Source organism: Nostoc sp., assembly GCF_036917535.1.
Lineage (GTDB): Bacteria > Cyanobacteriota > Cyanobacteriia > Cyanobacteriales > Nostocaceae > Nostoc.
On the sequence record NZ_JBALDA010000068.1, the window covers coordinates 17155 to 36234 of the forward strand.

At 42.4% G+C, this 19080-nt stretch carries 11 protein-coding genes; 5 read left to right on the top strand and 6 right to left on the bottom strand.

Features of this window, described 5'->3' with window-relative positions; genetic code table 11:
- From V7K56_RS22320 to murJ, 3 genes are all read right to left on the bottom strand, one after another.
- Positions 1-285, bottom strand: coding sequence for a hypothetical protein (locus tag V7K56_RS22320; protein ID WP_334913679.1), 285 nt, complete (start codon positions 283-285; stop codon positions 1-3).
- Positions 286-493: 208 nt separating this feature from the next.
- Positions 494-1006, bottom strand: coding sequence for an outer membrane beta-barrel protein (locus V7K56_RS22325; protein WP_334913681.1), 513 nt, complete (start codon positions 1004-1006; stop codon positions 494-496).
- A 329-nt stretch (positions 1007-1335) separates the two neighbouring features.
- Entirely contained in the window at positions 1336-2940 is a 1605-nt protein-coding gene (murJ, locus tag V7K56_RS22330) for a murein biosynthesis integral membrane protein MurJ (RefSeq protein WP_334913683.1), read from the bottom strand.
- A gap of 764 nt (positions 2941-3704) precedes the next feature.
- Here murJ and V7K56_RS22335 point away from each other — a divergent pair.
- Positions 3705-6722, top strand: coding sequence for a GAF domain-containing sensor histidine kinase (locus tag V7K56_RS22335; RefSeq protein ID WP_334913685.1), 3018 nt, complete (start codon positions 3705-3707; stop codon positions 6720-6722).
- Between the two features lie 274 nt (positions 6723-6996).
- Here V7K56_RS22335 and V7K56_RS22340 read toward each other — a convergent pair whose 3' ends face one another.
- The gene (locus V7K56_RS22340) at positions 6997-7503 is read right to left on the bottom strand and encodes a pentapeptide repeat-containing protein (protein ID WP_334913687.1); all 507 of its coding nucleotides are present in this window, start codon (positions 7501-7503) and stop codon (positions 6997-6999) included.
- Between the two features lie 11 nt (positions 7504-7514).
- On the opposite strand from V7K56_RS22340, the gene V7K56_RS22345 reads away from it, so the two are divergent.
- Complete coding sequence (locus V7K56_RS22345; RefSeq protein WP_334913689.1) at positions 7515-7715, top strand: hypothetical protein; 201 nt, start codon at positions 7515-7517, stop codon at positions 7713-7715.
- Positions 7716-7970: 255 nt separating this feature from the next.
- Here the strand turns inward: V7K56_RS22345 and V7K56_RS22350 are convergent, their stop codons facing one another.
- Positions 7971-9491, bottom strand: coding sequence for an LCP family protein (locus V7K56_RS22350; protein WP_334913691.1), 1521 nt, complete (start codon positions 9489-9491; stop codon positions 7971-7973).
- 115 nt (positions 9492-9606) lie between these two features.
- Here V7K56_RS22350 and V7K56_RS22355 point away from each other — a divergent pair, with 115 nt between their 5' ends.
- From V7K56_RS22355 to V7K56_RS22365, 3 genes are all read left to right on the top strand, one after another.
- Complete coding sequence (locus tag V7K56_RS22355) at positions 9607-10773, top strand: mannose-1-phosphate guanylyltransferase (RefSeq protein ID WP_334913693.1); 1167 nt, start codon at positions 9607-9609, stop codon at positions 10771-10773.
- A gap of 78 nt (positions 10774-10851) precedes the next feature.
- A complete protein-coding gene (gene yidD, locus V7K56_RS22360) occupies positions 10852-11148 on the top strand; it encodes a membrane protein insertion efficiency factor YidD (RefSeq protein WP_334913695.1) in 297 nt (98 codons plus the stop codon).
- A 32-nt stretch (positions 11149-11180) separates the two neighbouring features.
- Positions 11181-12827, top strand: coding sequence for an ABC1 kinase family protein (locus V7K56_RS22365; RefSeq protein ID WP_334913697.1), 1647 nt, complete (start codon positions 11181-11183; stop codon positions 12825-12827).
- Between the two features lie 354 nt (positions 12828-13181).
- Here the strand turns inward: V7K56_RS22365 and V7K56_RS22370 are convergent, their stop codons facing one another.
- On the bottom strand, positions 13182-18986 hold the full coding sequence (locus tag V7K56_RS22370) for a PAS domain S-box protein (protein ID WP_334913850.1): 5805 nt from the start codon (positions 18984-18986) through the stop codon (positions 13182-13184).
- Positions 18987-19080: the final 94 nt, after the last annotated feature.

Genomic DNA, 19080 nt, shown 5'->3' on the forward strand with positions numbered 1-19080 from the left:
TTAAGGACTAGGGACAACTCGACAGGCGATCGCACAATTGGTTGATGTGCCACCAGGTATTCTCAAGCTGGCATAGTTACCACTTAGTTGAACGCGTGATGGTGGTTGATGTAGGGTAACACAGCATCTGTGAACTGCGGCTTGGTATTCTCGCCATTGCCTACGGATTGCAATACTTGCGGCATCGTCACCTAAGTCGGAAAATTTTAGCCCTGCTCGCATCAGCCAAGATTCCACGTCAGTTGTTTCACCAACTATTTCTGGAATGGGATTAATCTTTTTCATGAGTAATATCTTATACGTATATTTTCAATTACTCATTTCACTTTAAAAGAAAGTATCAATACTAGCCAATATCATTTTTTATCAAAATCATCAATAAAAATTATTCATACCTGAATAGAATACTCAGGTATGAAAAAATGAATTTTATTACGGCTAGTAAACGTCATTACTTTAGCTTCTGAATAGGCCGTTTTCTAGCTCGTAATTACTAGAAGCGATAGCCTAATCCAGCTTGGAAGCTAACAGCATCAGCATCACTATTTCTATAAGCGTCAATACCCCATTTAGTATCGCCGTAGGCAATGACATTTTTCCTAACTTCTGATTCAACACCAAGGGTAACTACAGGTGCATTCTGATTACCCAATGGAGTTTTTTGACCTTCGTCAGTTACAAAGGAATAACCACCACCAAAGTAAACGTTAGTATTTTTGGCGATGGGCGCATCATAAGTCACTATGGGCATAATTGCAGCAGCATCACCACCATACAATACAGAACCCCGCAGTGAAACAGGGGCATTGGGAACGGCGTATCGTCCTTGAATATTACCACCAATTTGTGCTTCATCGTTTCCTTGTCCGCCACTGGTTGCACCAACAGCAACACCAGCACCGATATAGTTACCGTTAGTACCTGCTGTTTGAGCAGATGCAATGCCGGCTGAGAGGACAATGGAAGCAACAGCAAAGAAAGAGGCAGCTAATTTTGTAAGTTTCATAGAATTATTCTCACTAGAGTTAGGTAAAATCAATATTCTCTAGTACTAGAATCTCTTTTTTTACAAAATGTAACCTCACGCACTTGGTTCACCCAAGTGGCTGAATTATTTCTCACCCACCTGGGTGTAACAACTGAAATATTTAATTGAAGAATTCAGAAGTCAGACTTCAGGAGCGGAGCAAGGAAAGCTCCGCCTCCGGTTAGAACAAGAAAGTGGAAGATTCAGACTCACCACTGTCTTGTCTTTACACTGCGCTATCCGGTTTTTCGGACTCCAATTCATACTGAATTCTGACTCCTGACTCCTGAATTCTATTTAAATAACAGTTATTTCTTCAAAAAGCGCTGACGTAGACGAGATATAAAAATATTTACCTCTGGTATTTTCAGCCAGGAAGCGATCGCCGCAAACACCACAATCCCCACGAAACCAGATACACACAACTGCAACACTACAATCAGTAAACCCGTTTTACCTAAGACTTGCTGAAAAGCAAACAAAGTCCCATAGCTTGCTACCCCAGCGACTACGCTACCAGCAGCCAAACCCAAAATCGGCAAACTCCACTCACGCCAAGGTAAACCATTGAGTTTGCGATCAAGTAACCATAACAACATTAACATTGAGCTACAATTTACACCCACTGTTGCTAATACCAAACCGGGAGCGCCAAAAGGTTTAACGAAAAACCAATCTAATATGATATTGAGCAAGATGTTAAAAATACTGATGCGAAAAGGTGTCTGTCCATCGCCTAAAGCATAAAATACCCGCACCAAAACATCACGTCCCAAATAGGCAAACATCCCAATTCCATAAGCCACTAGCAAGGATGAAACTAGCTGTGTAGCTTCTGGCTTGAAAGCACCGCGCTCATATACTACTTGCACAATGGGTACAGATAACGACACCATCAGCGCCCCTAGCGGTAGCATGGTAAAGGCAGTGAGTAGGAGTCCTTGGCGAATTCGTAATTTTAAGTCTTGCCAATTTTCGGGGCCAGCAAGTTTGGCAAATATTGGTAACAGGGGCAGCAAAATGATATTAGAAATAATCCCCAAAGGAGTTTGGACTAATAGATTGGCATAGTTAAATCCCGCTGCTGCACCAAAAATAGGACTAGCAAAATAAAGGTCAGTGGCAACATTAATTGGCATCATTCCAGAGGAAACTGTTGCCGGAGTCATGATATTAATGACTTCTTGAACGCCTGGAGATTTAAAATCGAACCGCAGGCGTAATGTGCCCAATCCTAACCGCCACTGGACAATTAGCTGCACTAACCACTGGAGAATTGCTCCTGCTAAGGTTCCCCAAGCTAATACCATTCCCCCGATTAAAGCGTACTCCGGTTTAATAATGTCCTTGCCCAGTTGCATCGCTAAGATAGCAATACCGCCAACAACGGTAATACTGGATAATAGAGGGCTAATAGAGAGTAACCAATATTGATTGGCTGTATTGAGAGTACCAAAGCCAATGCCAATTAAACCGGCAAATAAAGCCATTGGTGCCATAATGCGGAGTTGTTGAATGGCGATCGCTCTAGTTGTTTCTTCCAAACCATGACCGACTAAATCAACGATCACATCCGCAAATAGAACTTGAGCCACTGTCACCAGCAACAGCAATCCAGCTACCAGCGTTGTCACAGTTTCCACTAGGGGAGCTGCTTCTTCTCGCCGCCGCTTGGCTAAAACGCTGACGAGCGCACTGTGTAATGGCCCATTTACACCACCGAGTAAGATCAATAGAAAGCCAGGAATAATATAAGCATAACTATAGGCGGTGGCAGCAGCACCAACACCAAAGGCGGCAGCGATCGCTTGCTGCCGCACTAAACCGAAGACTTTACTAATTAATGTGGCTGCGGCAACAATGCCAGCAATTCCAGCGAAAGAACGAGAGGGTTTTTGGTCTTGTTGTGTCACGAATAATACCCGACAACTCTTGCAGAGTGCATACTTTAAAACATTTAACCTGAAATTCCGCAGTCTGTCAGGTAAATTTTGACAAATTAGTAATTTCAAATGCCTATGCTAAAAGCAAAGGCAAAGCGATGCCTACAGCAGGCTACGCCTATGCTCAAAATTAAATTCCTAAGATTGCTATAATACAGCGAATTACAAGTTAGTTAGATCACGATTTCAAAGGGGTCAGACCGATTTTCTGGTCTGCCTTGGCAACACTAACTTAATAACAGCCTTGCCTAAGTTCGTAGTGAATATACTCAAATAAACTTTGCGCTCCTCTGTGTTTAAAATTAAACCCTCAATTGACGACGAATTTACAAAATTGTGTACTTAGTCATCTCCTCTGTTGTGTACAAGCCAAAATTATTTTTTAACCAATTACAAGGATAGATCGAGAAAGGGGAACTATAACAATAACCATCTTCTGGGAAATAGTTGAACTAGGGACTGGGGATTGGAGACTAGGGACTGGATATCGGGCGAGATGTGAATGGGGATTGCAATCCCAAACAAATTTTACTCATATTTTCTTCCCTAGTACCCAGTACACAGTCCCAGAGCGCCCATTTCCAACAAATTGCCATCCATCTGAAATTGGTAAATTCTGGACGCGGCCAGTTGAAGACTGTAAAACTTTGCAGTTTGTCATATTTGTGACACTTCTTAACCCCATGAACTTTGGTATGAGGAACCTTTGTATAAAAACGAGATAATCCAGAGCAATGGAACCCAATTTAAATTTCACAGAAAATCAACTTCTTTTGTCAAGCGCTCAACTTCAAGAGCAACTAGAGCAACAAAAAGCTCTGGCGAGTGTTATTGTCCGAATTCGTGAGTCTCTAGACTTAGAAACAATTTTTCAAACGACTGTTACACAAGTGCGTCAGTTGCTAAATGCCGACCGAGTAGCAGTCTTCCAGTTCGACTGCGAACAAAACTGGGAGGGAGAATTTGTTTGTGAAGATGTTGCAATTGGCTGGGACTCAGCACTGGCAGTAAAAGTTTACGACCACTGCTTTGGAGAACAATTTGCTTCGAGTTATCAACAAGGTAGAGTGCAAGCAGTAGCAGATATTTACAAGGCGGGACTGAGTGATTGTCATGCTGCAATTTTGAGTAAATTTCAGGTACAGGCCAACCTTGTTGTCCCTGTATTGCGCCAGAAGGAACTGTGGGGATTGCTTTGCATTCATCAGTGCAGTAAAGCTCGTGACTGGAAAGAATCGGAAATTGAGTTTATTCGTCAAATCGCTGACCATCTTGTTGTTGCGATTCAACAAGCAAAGCATCTCCATGAAGTCAAATTGCAAGCTGCAAAATTGGCTCAAGCAGTTCAGCGCGACCAAGTAATAGCTAAAATTGTTGATGAAATTCGCTCACCCCTTGATATTGAAACCATCTTTAAAACCACAACTAAAGAAATACGCAAGCTGCTGCAAGCCGATCGAGTTGCCATTTTTAGCTTCAATCCCGATTGGAGTGGTAACTTTGTTGCTGAATCATTTACTGAAGGCTGGACTCCTTTAGTTGGAGTTCAGGCTGTGATCGCTGATAGTTATTTACAACAGACGCAAGGTGGACGTTACGTTAACAACCAGACTTTTATAGTTAATGACATTTACCAAGCCGGATTAACAAACTGCCATGTCACTCTGTTGGAACAATTTCAGGCAAAAGCCTTTGCTACTGCCCCTATTCTCCAAGGAGATCAACTTTGGGGAATCATCGCTGCCTACCAAAATGCTTCACCCAGAGAGTGGCAATCTTATGAAGTCGAATCACTGAGCAAAATCGGTACACAAATTGGTGTAGCAGTGCGACACCATAAATTGCTGGCATACGCTCAGTACCAAGCAGAGCAACAAAAGACGTTAACAAGTGTAATTACTCGAATTCGGGAGTCTCTAGATTTAGATACAATCTTCCAGACTACTGTCACTGAGGTACGGCAAATGCTGCAAGCAGACCGAGTGGGAGTCTTTCGTTTTGACCCGCAAAAAGATTGGGAAGGAGAATTTATTTCTGAGGATTTTGTACCTGAGTGTAATTCGGTAATGGCAGAAAAAGTTTATGACTATTGCTTTGGAGAACACTTTGCACACCTTTACGCCCAAGGTCGAGTCAATGCGATCACTGACATTTATCAAGGAAAGTTCCCCGGTTGCTACGTCCAAATCCTAGAAAAATTTCAAGTGCGGGCAAATATGGTTGCACCTCTATTAAAAAAAGGTGAACTTTGGGGATTGCTGTGTATTCATCAATGCACCGCTCCTCGTTATTGGCAACCCTCTGAAATTGAATTTATCAGTCAAATAGCCGAACAATTGGGAGTTGCATTAAAACAGGATTCTTATTTAAAGCAAGTTCAAATGCAGATTGTCCAGTTAGCAGAAGCCACTGAACGGGAGAAAGCAATGGAACGGCAAGAACTGCTGGCTGCAACTATTGATAAAATCCGCCAGTCACTCGATATTAAAACTATTTTTAGAACTACTACTCACGCTGTGCGAGAGTTACTCGAAGTCGAGCGAGTTGCAATTTACCGCTTCAACCCAGATTGGAGCGGTAAATTTGTCGCAGATTCCTTTAAAGATGGTTGGAAACCTGTTATACAAGACCAAGTAACGATTATAGAAACTTTTGAAGACACAGACGACGATAACGAACTTCCGCGTAACGAAACCTTTGTTCCAATTCGGGAAGGTGAAAAATTATGGGGATTATTAGTTGCTTATCAAAATTCGCAACCGCGTTATTGGAAAGAGGAAGAAATTAATTTACTGGCTCAAGTTGGGGTGCAATTAGGAATTGCGATTCAGCAAGCAGAATTACTCGAGCAAACTAAACGTCAAACCTTAGAACTTACTCAAACCCTCCAAGAATTAAAACAAACTCAGACTAGGTTAATTCAGGGTGAAAAAATGGCAGGATTAGGACAACTACTTGCTGGAGTTGCCCATGAAATTAACAATCCTATCAGTTTTATTTTTGGCAATCTTGTCCATTTAAATGAATATACTCAAGAACTACTAAAGATAGTGAAACTTTACCGTCAAAACTCCTCAATATTGCCAACTGTCCAAGAGCAAATCGACAAAAGCGATTTGGACTTTCTCATCGAAGATTTACCCAAAACCCTTGAGTCAATGAAAGTAGGAACAGAGCGGATTTGTGATATTGTGCTATCACTGCGAAATTTCTCTCGTACAGATGAGGCTGAATTGAAGCCAGTAGATATTCATGAAGGCTTGGATAGTACTTTGCTAATTTTAGGGCATCGCCTTAAAAACAATAATGAACGCCCAGCTATTGAGATTGTTAAACAATATGATAATTTACCTTTACTCGAATGCTATCCCGCGCAATTAAATCAAGTGTTTATGAATCTTTTGAGTAACAGTATTGATGCATTAGAGGAAAAGTTTAACACTATACAGCAGAGGTATTTGAAATTATTACAAACGTGTCCGAGAATACCCTTGACTATCTGGATTAATACGCAATTTGTTCATAACCAGATTGTAATTAGCATAGCTGATAATGGTCTTGGGATTCCAGAAGAAGTGCGATCGCATATATTTGATCCCTTCTTCACTACCAAAGCACCAGGTAAAGGTACGGGGTTAGGATTGTCAATTAGCCATCAAATAGTGGTTGAAAAACATCATGGTAAAATGAAATGTTCTTCTAAATCAGGGGAAGGAACAGAATTTTTAATTGAAATTCCCATTGGTAATTAGAGGCTACTGCTTTTTGACAATTCTCAGTCAATCTTAAATAGGGGAGCCAGGATAAGTATAGATTTCCTCTGTTCCCCAAGGGCATCATAACAAACTAATGCACCAACCCTTGAATCAATATAATAATTTATTTTCTTTATAGTTTATGATCATTTTTTGGGATGCGAATTAGTTAATAACTGAACTTGATATGTATATAATATTTTTCCCTCTTTATCAGTTTTATTTTGTTTTTCTAAACATTCTCTGTTTTTATGCTCAATGCGGAGATTTTTTACCTACAACCCAAACTATCTCGCGTTGACACACCTGTAACTGGATTTACGCCATCGGCTCTTTCACACAGCAACGACACTTGATAGCGATCAATTAAAGCATCGCTAAAATCAGCACCAGTGACATCAGCATCGTAAAAGCGGCTGCGCGTCAAAGTTGCTTCAGTAAATATGGCATTTTTTAGGTTAGCACCATCCATAGTGGCGCGATCGACTAAAGCGCCGCTCAAGTTCGCATCTTCCAAATTTGCCTTTAATAAAACTCCTTTAGTCAAAATTGCGTTAGTTAAATTCGCTGCTTGAAAATTTGTCCCCCGCATTTCTGCTGCGACAAAAGTTACACCTGCCAAGTCAGCATGAGAAAAGTCACGATTTTCTAAATTTATATTGTTGTAATTAATTGTGTTTATCTGAGCAAAAGCCGGTTTGGGATTAAGTATTATCCACCCAAATGCTAGTAGTAAAATCACAATCAAACCCAAAAAGCGCAGTAAAATCTTTTTCATAACTTTATTATTTGTCAGTAGTCCTTTGTCCTACCCTGCGGGAAGCCCTTCGGGTGACGCTCCTGCGTCGAAGAGGCTGCGCTAACAGTAGTCGCTCATGGGGAGCCAGTGCGTTGGGGAGACAGCGCCGTGGGCGGGTTTCCCGACTTGAGGCGACTGTCGTCGGCTCTGCCGACTTGAAGCAACTGGCATGGAAACCCCCTTGGCGCTAGCCTCTCCCTTTGGGAGAAGACCGCGCTGCTTCACCGCTGGCGTGTCTATGTCATTTGTCCTCTCTTACAAAGTTCTGAGCGCTGGTTTCCAACGCTCAACGCCAGTTCGCCCAAGTCGGGAAACCCTGACTGTGCGACTGGCTCGACTTTGCGCTTTGTCATTAGTCCTCTCTTACAAAGTCCTGAGCGGAGGAAACCTCCGCTCAGGCTTTGCGCCTTGTCCTTTGTTAGTTAACAATGACCAATGACAAATGACTATTTCCAATCTTTACCAATGCGAATTGTCAGATCGGATTCTAAATCACCAATGGCAGACACCTCAATTTGACCCAAGCCTAAGACTTTTTGCAAATCAACCCCAACTTGTCGGTTGCCTTTTTCGACAATAATCTGAGTTTGACGTTGGGTATCTGGCCAATCAGGCACTTTGTAAATATTCTTAAAGCCTTTCTGTTTAAGATAAGCAATAACTTTTTCAGTTAGCTGAGGTTGATTTGAAGCATTTTGAATAGCAATTTTGAGGCTAGGAACCTGACGCATATCTGGCTTTAAACCAGGTACATTTACCCCAACATAATCATTCAATAGGCTCTGCTGTCCAGTCATATTTAGCCAATAGCTATCAGGGTCTTTGCTAAAACGGCTAAACGTACCAGGCAACACAGTCATTTGGAAATTATCTCGATCTAGGTTGAGTCCGAAATTGACCAACGCCATCATTTCTTCCATCTTCAGGTTGGTATCAAAATATTTTCGCATTAGGCGAGTTAATTGAGGCAACCTGGGTAAGATGGTAGGACTATTTAGGCGTTGCAGCAGGGCTGCTGTTAGTGCTTGCTGACGCTGTACTCTCGGCAAATCTCCTAAACCTGGTTCACGGAATCGGGCAAACTGTTCTGCTTGTTCGCCATTGAGGGTTTGCCAGCCACTGACTAAATTAATCGACAGCCGACTGCTGGAGTCTTTATATTCCATTGATTGGGGCACAAAGACTTCTACTCCGCCTAACTGATCGACCAACTGGCGTAAGCCGCTGGTAGAAATACGGATGTAACGATCAATTGGGGCGTTATTTAAGGTACGGCTAACTACCCGTGCTGCCAAGACTGGACCGCCTTTGGCATTAGCATCAGATACCTTAGTTAATCCCTTTTCTCCCTTTTCGGGGATGGCGATCATTGTATCTCTGGGAATGGAAAGCACTCTTACAGATTTTTCACTAGGGTTAAGTCGTACCAGTAGCATGGAGTCGCTTTTCCCGGCAAAGCTTTCTGGTGAGCCATCAACGGTACCGCTGACTGGTTCAATCCCCATGATTAAAATATTCATCGGACGTGAAAGCTTGTACTGGGAGAGTTTGCCCCATAACTCCCCTGGTAATGGGATTTTTACTTCGTCTTTAGCAGTAGTTCCTAAATCGTCATCTGTTCGATCTAGATTGCTCCATAAAGGAGTCCACAGCGCTAATGTTGACACCAGCAGCCCAGACAAGATGATGCCAATGACAACCGTCATAAACCATAACAGCCATCGAGGCATGGTTAAGCCCAGCCTCTCAGAAAGCTGATTGGGAATCGCGCCCACAGATTCGACGACGCTACGGTGGTTCGGATTCGCTGGCTGGTTTAGTTCAACCTTCTCCTCTGAGTCGGCTACTGGTGCTGGCGTTACTTGATTTTCTGTCCGTTGAAGTTGCGACGATCGCACGTCACTTTCAAACTCTACTACTTGTTGAGACGTAACCGGATTTTCCGACCATTCGACTTGCTTTATCACAATTATCTCCCCACTCAACCACTCCCTAAAAGTATGTTAATCCAAGCTACAAATATTGCCAGTGGAAAAGCTCACTGTAAACTTGTAATGTTCTTCGGTAGGCGTGTATGACAACATGAATACTTTATTGTTCCCCGTAATCCTAGCTGGTGGTAAAGGTGAACGTTTTTGGCCCCTAAGCCGCAAAGACCGACCCAAGCAATTTTTAAGTCTTGATGGTAGCTCTAGAAGTCTATTACAAGCAACCGCCGATCGATTGATTGAACTCGGTGGCGGTGAGTCCAGCGCTGCGGGAGGGTTTCCAACGCCAGTCGCTCATGGGGGAAACCCCCAAGACCGCGCTGGCTCCTCCGCAGGCGACTGGCGAACCCGAAAGGGATGGGATTCCTTGTGGGTTATCACTTCTAGTCAGATAGCTGAAGGGGTAAGACAACAATTACCTGATCTACCAGTTGAAAACTTGCTGATTGAATCGGAAGGAAGAGACACTGCCGCAGCCGTTGCTTGGACAAGTTTAGAAATCAAACAGCGCTATGGAGAAGACGCTGTTATTGGCTTTTTCCCTGCTGACCACTGGATTGCTGACCAAGAGGCGTTTGCACACACATTAAATGCAGCAACGCAACTGGCAACAAGCACAGCAGCGATCGTTACACTGGGGATCAAGCCTACTTTTCCATCAACAGGTTACGGCTACATTGAACAAGGTGAAAAAATAGGTAGCTTTAATGAGTTGCCAGCTTATCACGTCAACCGCTTTACTGAAAAGCCCGACCGGGAAACGGCAGAGACTTTTTTGTCTACGGGACGTTTTAGCTGGAATAGTGGAATGTTCGTTTTTCGGGCGGGGGTTGTTCTCAAGGAACTACATACCCATGCTCCAGAAATTATCGAACCTTTAGAACAACATGGCCCTGATATCTATCCTCAGTTGCCCAAGAAAAGTATAGACTATGCGTTAATGGAAAAGACCACTCTAGCATACGTTTTGCCAGTTGATTTTGGTTGGGATGATTTAGGAGATTGGAATGCGATCGAACGCTTACTGAAAAAAGAAGAGACTCCCAATGTGGAACTCGCTACCCACGTAGGTTTAGATACGCAAGGGGCGATTATTTACGCCTCAAATTCAGAGGATGTAGTTGTTACTATTGGTTTAGAGGATGTGGTGATTGTGCGCGATCGCAATGTCACCCTCGTTGTCAAAAAAGAACGTACCCAGGAAATTAAGCAGATCCTTAAAATTCTCCAAAGCGATTCCCGATTGACTGACCTGCTATAAAAGTTAGAACTCTTGGCAGAGGTGAAAAAGTCTATTTTCCCATTATAACTTGACAGTCTGTTATCTTATCTGACAGTTATGGACATTATTAGCTTTGAGCCTCTGGCCAAGACAATGGCGATCGATTCTATTACTGCCTATCAAAAATATATTTCTCCATCCAAAGGATTTTCTTGTTCCCATCGCTTATTACACGGCGGGGATTCCTGCTCAAACTACGTCAAACGGATGCTGAACGAACAGAGGTTCCACCAAGCCGTACAATCATCCTTAAAAAGATTTCAAGAATGTGCGGCAGCTAGCAAGACTTTAACAAGCATCAAAACTAGAGCCGATTTTCGTTGTATTGTCATCCCCTGCTGCCTACCTCTTTAACTCTTCTGTATCTTTGCAGTTATTTTACAAAAATGTTCCTGACCCAAACTGTTCCCCGTCAACGAGAAATTCTTGAAGTCTTCCTTCGCAATGGCTGGGACTATATGCGAAGGTTACTTACTGGTGGCAAAACTGATGAACCCCAACTTCCGACACCTGCGGTTTTAAAAAATATTCTGGTAGATTTGGGCCCAGTTTACGTCAAACTTGGTCAGTTAATGTCTACCCGCCCCGATTTACTGAGCGCCTCCTACATTGAGGAATTGTCAACTCTACAAGATGAAGTACCACCAGTTCCTTGGTCAGAAATAGAAATAATCCTCCGTAAAGAATTAAAACTTCCACTAGCAGAAACCTTCAGTACAGTTAACCCGATCCCAGTCGCAGCCGGATCAATTGCCCAAACACATCGAGCTACACTAGCAGACGGTCGAGAAGTCGCTTTGAAAGTGCAACGTCCGGGAATTGATCTGACTATTGCCCAAGATATTGCTTTAATTCAAGGTATTGCCGATTTAGTAGCACGAACTGATTTTGGGCAAACCTACGAAATCAAATCCATCGCCGAAGAATTTACCAAAGCCTTAGAAGCCGAGTTAGATTTTACACGGGAAGCGGGTTTTACAGACCAACTGCGGCGCAACTTATCACAGAGTCGCTGGTACGATCCCACACAAATAGTGGTTGCGGAAATTAACTGGGAATTGACCACACCAAAATTACTGGTAATGGAATGGCTGGATGGGGTACCGTTCTTGGAGGCGGATTTGGATAGTAACCCCAATGTTAAAGATCCTGCCGAAAAGCGTAAAGAAATAACTACTTTGTTATTTCGGGTATTTTTCCAGCAACTATATATTGATGGCTTTTTTCACGCCGATCCCCATCCAGGAAACTTGTTTTATCTCAAAGATGGTCGTGTTGCCCTCTTAGATTGTGGCATGGTGGGAAGACTCGATCCCCGTACACAGCAGATATTAACGGAAATGTTGTTAGCGATCGTTGATTTAGATGCTCAAAGGTGCGCTCAGTTAACTTTACAGCTATCAAATTCTGCTCAACCAGTAATTTTGTCGCGGTTAGAAAATGATTACGATCGCATGTTACGTAAATATCATAATGTCAGCCTCACGCAAATAAACTTCAGTCAGATAATTTATGAAGTTTTACAAGTTGCCCGCAACAATAAAATTAGGTTGCCTAGTAATATGGGTTTGTATGCCAAAACTCTAGCAAATTTAGAAGGGTTAGCGCGGACATTCAATCCAGAGCTTAATTTTTTTGATGAAGTCAAACCATTGATTACAGACTTGTTTCGTCGGCAGTTGCTGGGCGATAATCCAGTGCCATCGCTCCTGAGAACAGCCTTGGATATTAAAAGTCTGTCTCTTCAATCTCCCCGCCAAATTGAACTATTATTAGACCGAGTTACCTCAGAAACCTTACAGTGGAATCTATCGCTGCGGGGATTAGATGGTGTGCGGCGCACTATGGACGATGCAGCTAACCGACTATCTTTTAGTATTTTAGTGGGTTCGCTGATTATGGGTGCAGCAATTATTTCCACCAGAGCACAGACAACTCAGCTATCTTTTTTAAGCACCACCCTGTTTGCCGTCGCTAGTTTATTGGGTTTGTGGTTAATTATTAGTACATTGCGATCGGGACGTTTACGGTAAAACCATTTTGGATTTTGGACTTTGAATTGAAGGAAAAATCTAAAATTTAAAATTGAATTACTCCTGCTATTTTCATCCTCACCGGAGGCAGAGTGTCTCCGGTTTTGCACCAATACGATACATTTCGATCCGTTACTAAGTAGCGTAGTATAGCAAAGTGTTGAGTGCTGTTAGCTGTAGCGGGGCGTTTAGCCCGTGCTGAGTATAAACAAGCGTGAAATCAAGGCTTTTATCAATCAACATTGTCCTAACCTATGTGGCTACGGCTATAATGAAAAGTTTGTAGTAAGCACTAAAGTGCTTAGAAAATTAAGGACTAAAGTCCTTATTACGAGTTTGCTTACCCATCAATTTTTATTCATTGGATAATACTCCTGCAATACTCGTCAATTCCATAATTTTCTCAAACTGAAAATCATGAGCTAAATTCTTAATAAAATTTTGCAATACAGCATTTTCTGAAGGAATTTGCTCAATCAATTCTAAAATCAGATCATCACTACATTGAGCTGCGGCAGTGTACAATTGTTTTATCCATTCAGGCGACATTTCAGATAACAGAGTCACTAAATCCGTGAGTGTCAATATTGATTTTGGTCTTCGTTGCTTTAGGTTTGTTAGCTGATAGCTTTCTTCTTGATAAATATATTGAACTCCCAAATATTCGCTTAACTTTTCTAGTAATAGTTCCTCGCGGAAAGGCTTGTTAATATAATCATCACAACCCGCTTTGATTATTGCCTCTCGTTGTTCTTCAAAAGCATTAGCAGTTAAGGCAATAATAATGGTCTTCCAATTGGGGGTTTGAGATTCGGAATTTTGGATTGAGGTTTCTTCTCTAGTTTTTATAACTTTTGTAGCTTCGTAGCCGTCCATAATTGGCATCCGCATATCCATTAAGATTAGATGTGGTTGCCATGTCTGCCAAAGTGTGATCGCTTCGATGCCATTTATTGCTTCTTGGACTGCAAAACCGATGGATGTGAGAATTTTCATTAGCACTAAACGGCTGTCTGTGGAGTCATCAACCACTAAAATACGATATTCGCTTTCAGCAGGTGCTAAACTAATGACTTGGGGTCTAGTTTGTTGGATCTGGATTTCGCTGGCTGCGGCTAGACCAAATTGAATATCAAAAGCAAATTTACTTCCCTGGCCAATAGTGCTGGTGACGCTAATATCTCCTCCCATTAGTTGCACGTATTTGCGGCTAATTGCTAAACCTAGTCCAGTTCCCTGTTGCGATTTTCTTCCGGTTTCAGTTTGTCCAAAAGCTTCAAATAACAAGTCAATTTCTTGTAGGGCAATACCGCGGCCAGTATCTTGTACCTCGAAGGTTAGGGATTGGGCATTGGGGAGCCACTGCGGTCTTGGGGTCTCCCCAAGTGGAGCAAGTGGCGTCATTGGGCATTGGGCATGGAGAAGAGACAAGGTAGACGAAGAAGAGGGAGACAAAGGAGAGACTTGTTCAATAATTCCTCCTTGTCCCCTTGTCCCCTTGTCCCCTTGTCTCCCCTGCCTCCCCCAGTCCCCACTCCCCATCCCCACCCGCAGCGTTACCCTGCCAGTATCGGTAAATTTGATTGCATTTCCCAGGAGGTTAAGCAAGACTTGACGTAGTTTGCTTTCATCAACTTGGATGTACCGGGGAAGGTGAGATGTATATTCAAAGACCAATTCCAATCCTTTGGAGGTGGCGCGGAAGCGCAACATCTCTTCGAGGTTTTCCAAGAGGCGAATTAAGTCAAAACTGTTGAGATTTAAGGTTATTCTGCCAGCTTCGATTTTAGACATTTCCAAAATATCGTTGATTAAATTCAGGAGATGTTCGCCAGCACGATTGATGATTGCTAGATTTTGCTGATGTTCAGTTGATAAATCATGATCGTGGCTCATGACTTGGGTAAAACCGAGGATGGCGTTAAGTGGAGTACGCAGTTCGTGACTCATGTTGGCCAGGAATTCGCTTTTGGCACGGTTAGCAGCATCAGCAACGATCACAGCTTCTTGCAATGCTTGGGACTGCCTTTGAGTTTGCGCTAGCAATTGTGCCTGCTGTAAAGCAACACCCAACTGATTACCAATTTGAACTACGATGTTGATTTCTCCTGATTTCCATTGACGGGGATCGGAATTTTGATAGCTCGCCAACAATCCCCAAAGCTGACTACCATGCAAAATGGGAACAATAATATATGCTTTGGCCTGAAAGCGCTCTAAGAGGTTGATATAAGCAGGATGAAACTCAGCGTTGTAAATGTCTGGGACACAAATGAAACTTGCACCTGGAGTTACTTGCAGATCGGGGTATTCTACGTGGTTATTACCGCCATCCAAAATTTTCGCTAGGCAGTGCCCATCTTGTAAGACACCTTCTGTGAGATGAGGATCGTTGTTATGTTCCTCTATGAGGGAAATCCAACCATTACCCACCGATTCCGAAACAAATTCGCCATTCCAGTTGGGATTGAAACGATAGACAACAACCCGATCGCAGTTGAGTACTTGGCGTAATTCTTCCGTTGTAGCCGCAAATATTGTCTCTAAATCCAGTGTTTGGCGCATTCTTTGAATAACTTGAGCGATCGCTCTTTCTCGCTCTGCACTCTCACGCAAGGCTTCTTCTGCCAATTTTCTTTCGGTAATATCTGTAATTGTACCGATGTAGCCTTTAAGTTCTCCATTATCTTTAAATTCTGGCAAAGCATGACAAATTACCCAGACGACTGTACTATCATCATGCAAGAAACGATGTTCGTATTTATAGCTTGACTTAGCGGCTGTCGCTTGATTCCATGCCAACAATAGCTGTTCGCGGTCGTCTGGATGTACGGCATTTGCCCAACCTGTTCCCAGAGATCCTTCTAAACTACATCCAGTAATTTCACTCCAGCGTTGATTAAAATATAAAACATTGCCATCCACATCAGTATGAAAGATACAAGCTGGTGAGGCTTCTGCTAGTAGTTGATATCGTTGTTGACCTGACTGCAAAGCTAGTTCTGCCAATTTGCGATCATTAATGTCTGCCCAATAACCAACACATTCTATTGGGTAGTCAGCTTCGTCACGAATTAATCTCATTTTTTCGTAGAACCAGTGATAAGTTCCGTCACCGTGTAACCAACGGTATTCGTAAGCAATGTACTCCTGCTCAACAAGGTGGGATAATTTTTCTGAGATCAGTTCAATATCTTGTGGATGCACGCGATAAAGCCAAAAACTGGAGTTATCGATAAATTCCCGCGCTTCGTAGCCCACCATTTCTTTAACGTTTTCACTGATAAAAGTAGTGCTAAAATCCTCTGATGTTTTGCTGCTATAAATGACTACAGGGCTAGAGGTGAGCAGATATTGTAGACGTTCGTTGGCTAAACGCAGTTCTTGTTCGACGTGTTTGCGTTCGCGTAGCGCTGCATGCAGTTCACTAATTTCTACTAAAACTGTGCCGACACCAGAGGGGCGATTGTCTTCACCAACAATCGGAAAATAAGAAGCTAAGAAGTGGCGGATAATATCTGGTTGTTTAATTGATGCGCCGCTTAATTCTTGATTGAGAATGGGTTGACCACTTATTAGAACCTGTTGATAAATTGGTTCCATTAAAGGGGCGATGCGGGGTAAGACTTCATGGATGGTCTTGCCAATATGATCTTGCTGGGGTAGTCCATTAATCTCCGCTAGTAGTTGGTTGATCTGCACAAATCGCAGCTGGTTATCTACAATATTCATGCCGACGGGAGCACTGCTAAAAAAGGCATTGAGACGAGCTTCTCTAAGTGCTAGTTCTTGTTCTAGGGTTTTGCACTTAATCAACCCACCCAACTGAGCAGCAACAGCACTGACTAGCAAGAGTAAGCGCCGATCTACTAATACTGAGCTACGTTTAAAAAACACTAAAACAGCTAATACTTGGTTCCCAGCCAAGATGGGAACACCAAAACTAGCTTTTAATCCCACCTTTGCGGCTTGTAGCGATCGCCAGAAAACTGGTTGTGTAACTTTAGAAACATCTTCTATCCATTCTGGTTCTTGGTTGTGCCAAACTCTTCCTGGTAATCCCACTCCCAGAGGGAATTTCGCAGTTTGGCTTTGGTAGCAAAATTCTTCTAAACTGCTATCCTCACCGTACCAGCCCAGACTGTGTTCTAAAACAGTCCCATCTTCATTAGGTATCCAGGCTTCACCAAAATCCCAGCCAATGGTGTGACAAATTAAGCGCAAGACCACTGCTAAGGCGCTGTTGACATCACTGGCGCGAGTGATAGCTTGGGTTGTCAACAGTAACAAACGGCTTTCATTTTCTGCCTGCTTGCGTTCAGTAATATCTTTTGCAGTGCCGAGTACGTACCATTGTTCATCAATCTCGATCATTTCTGCACTCAACAGTGTTGTCTTGATTTCTCTTGTTGAAGTGCAGACATCAATCTCATAATTGCGGATGGCTTTTGTTTGTTGCAGGATGTTGGTGAGAAAATTATATTCTTCTGGATTCACCCAAATATGCAATTCTTCATCGGTGCGATCAATCACTTGAGAGCGAGAATAACCAAAAAACTGACAAAAGCTGTCGTTTACTTCGATGTAGCGTTTGCCCTGAACAGTAATTAAGGCAATTGGATCGGGAGATGACCGGAAAGCTGACGCTAACTTTTCTTCAGAAGCCCGTCGTGCTGCTTCTGCGCGTTGGCGTTCTTTTGCCTCCAATACCAAAGATACTAAATTACCCAGAGAGCGAGCGAAATTTTGGTCTTCTAACGTCCAATGATGAGTAACTTCCACTGCTTCCAGACATAAAACTCCTACGGTCTTTCCCTCCAGCCTAACGGGTGTATCGAGTATAGAGGTGATGTTTAATCTTGAGTAAGAAGCAGAAAATTCTTTAGTTCTGGGATCGGTATGAGCATCATCTGCGGCGATTGGTTGATCTTGCTGCAAAGCTGCAAAATAAATTGGATAGTCTACCGCTGATAAAAAAAGTTCCTCGCTATGTTGATTGCGACTGCCCTCAAATAGATCAAAACACTGGATTTTCATGCCTGTTTTGTCATACAGCCAGACACTAGCTCGTTCTATGCCAATATTCTTAACTGCTGTTTCTGTGATTTTACTCAAGGCTGCTTTCAAATCATCCTGATAAAGCGTCTGATTTTGTGCCAATTGTGTTAGCACTAGATTATGATTGCGGAGCTTAATTGCACTTTCTTGGAGTAATTTTTCTATACCTTGATGCTGCGTAATATTACTAACAGAGCCCGTTATGCCTATAACCTGACCCTCTTCGTTGCGTAAGGCGATCGCATTCAACATTAGATAAAGTGAGGTACCATCTTTAGCTACACAGGTAGTTTCATGCTGAAAGATAGACTTTCCCTGAAGAACACGCTCAAAGGCTACTTTATCTTGAGCAACTTGTGTAGGTGAGATGAAATCAATTAAGGCACGCCCAATCATTTCTTGGGGTTCGTAGCCATAAATCTGCTTGACTGCTGGATTGACAAAGGTAATTAGTCCATCAATGTCCACCGACCAGATCATGTCCTGGGATGTCTCCACTAGGAGCCGATACTGACTTTCACTCTTCTTAAGGGCGGCTTCGACTACAAGGCGTTCGCTTTGATAAACTTCTCTACAAAAGGCTTTGCTAATGCTAACGGGAATTTCTTTAAAAATATCTTCTATTTGTCTGTTGCGAATATTTAACTCAACTGTAATCCGTTGACGCTCTTTAATCTCCTGTTGCAGTTGGGAATTTTTTTCTTTTAGCTGTTTTTTCAGTCTTTGGAGAGTGAGTTGATTTTGGACGCGTAATAAAACTTCTTTAGTTTGGAATGGTTGAGTAATATAGTCAATATCGCCTAAATTTAAGACGTTTATTTTTTCAAAAAAATCATCGAAAATTCCGAAAATAATTATCGGAATCTCTTGAGTTTGATCGTTAGCTTTCAAATATTGACATACTTCATAATCATCCTTCTCGATCATGAGAACATTTAGTAAAAGCAAATCCGGGGGAGAAGTGAGTGCCGTATTGATTGCCAATTGCCCAGAAATTAAATTTTCTACCTGATAACCTTGGTTTTGAAGGATGTCTGATAAAAAATGTAAATTCTCTAAGTTGTCATCAACTAATAAAATTTTTATTTTTTGAGCATCCATATCAGTTACTAAGTTAATTTTCAATCAGGAAGAATTTCTTGAATAAAACCGAACATAAAATCAGAAAGCAAAACTCTGTCACCAGATTGTAAAT